The 1,318-nt window shown below is 63.5% G+C and carries 1 protein-coding gene and 1 other annotated feature; the gene reads right to left on the bottom strand.

The genetic code is table 11. The features are described 5' to 3' along the window. Positions 1-38: 38 nt before the first annotated feature. Positions 39-1,267, bottom strand: a protein-coding gene (locus STE01S_RS19445; RefSeq protein ID WP_409372007.1) for an IS3 family transposase whose coding sequence is annotated in 2 segments (ribosomal slippage) — positions 39-976 and positions 976-1,267 — 1,230 coding nt in all. Because the reading frame shifts where the segments join, the coding sequence is not laid out codon by codon here. Further along, positions 872-986: a sequence feature (AL1L pseudoknot), on the bottom strand. It overlaps the preceding gene by 115 nt. Positions 1,268-1,318: the final 51 nt, after the last annotated feature.

Below are 1,318 nucleotides of genomic sequence, written 5' to 3'. Positions count from 1 at the left end.
GAAGCGTCCCGGGTTTTCCGGAGGCGGTTTCATTTGAGTCATGCGACCACATCGAGGTTCTCTCTGGCTGCATAGTAATTGGCTTCGGCCTCGGCGGGCGGGATATGCCCGATAGGGCCGAACAGCCGGTGATTGTTGAACCAGTCGACCCAGCGCAGGGTTGCCATTTCCACAGCCGATGCGCTCGGCCATGATCGCTGTCGCCAGATGACCTCGGCCTTGTAGAGCCCGTTGATCGTCTCGGCCAAGGCGTTGTCGTAGCTGTCGCCAACACTGCCCACCGACGGAACGAGGTTGGCCTCAGCCAGGCGCTGGGTGTAGTTCATGGCCAGATATTGCACGCCCCTGTCACTGTGATGGATCAGGCCGTCATCGGGCCCGGGCCTGCGCGCATGGATCGCCTGCTCGAGGGCATCCAGCACGAAGTTCGCTGTGGCGCTGGTGCTAACCTTCCAGCCCACGATCCTGCGGGCGTAGGCATCGATCACGAAGGCGACGTAGACGAACCCCGCCCAGGTATGCACGTAGGTAAAGTCGACCACCCACAGAGCATTGGGCCGACTGACGCGGAACTCGCGATTGACCTTGTCGAGCGGGCATGGCGTCTTCGGATTGCTGACGGTGGTGACCGTTGTCTTGCCGCGCCGCACGCCTGCCAGCCCCATGGTCCGCATCAGCCGTTCCACGGTACACTTGGCTACCGCGATGCCCTCGCGGCGCAGCTGGTGCCAGACCTTGCGTGAGCCGTAGAGGCCAAAGCTGTTCTCGTGGACACGCTTGATGTCTTCCTTGAGTTCGTCATCGCGTCGCACACGGGCCGGACGCCTGCCGGGATCGGCAAGACGGACGGCATGCTCGTGGTAGGAGGATGGGGCGACCGCCAGTTCGCGGCAGATCGGCTCGATACCCAGTTCCTCGCGGTGAGCGTCGATAAACGACATCACCATTTGCCGTGGCGGTCGAGCTCCGCCTGAGCAAAATATGCGGACGCCTTGCGCAGGATCTCGTTGGCCCGGCGCAACTCCTTCACTTCGCGTTCCAGCGCCTTGACCCGGTCCCGGTCGCTGGCGGCCTGCGCCGCTGGTCCCGCTCGTCGGCCAGCCTCCTCACGGCACCAGCGGCGCAAGGTCTCGGTCGTGCAGCCGACCTTCCCGGCAATCGAGGACATCGCCGCCCACTCCGACGGGTAATCCCCCCGGTGCTCCTCCACCATCCGCACCGCGCGATCGCGCAACTCAGGCGAAAACTTGTTCCTTATAGCGCTCATCGTAGCTCCTTCTCACAAATAGGAGCCTCCGGAAAACCCGGGACGCTTCAA

Source organism: Sphingopyxis terrae subsp. terrae NBRC 15098 (assembly GCF_001598815.1).
In the GTDB taxonomy this organism is placed as follows: domain Bacteria; phylum Pseudomonadota; class Alphaproteobacteria; order Sphingomonadales; family Sphingomonadaceae; genus Sphingopyxis; species Sphingopyxis terrae.
The sequence above is the reverse complement of the archived record's forward strand: the minus strand, read 5'-3'. Positions and strand labels throughout refer to the sequence as shown.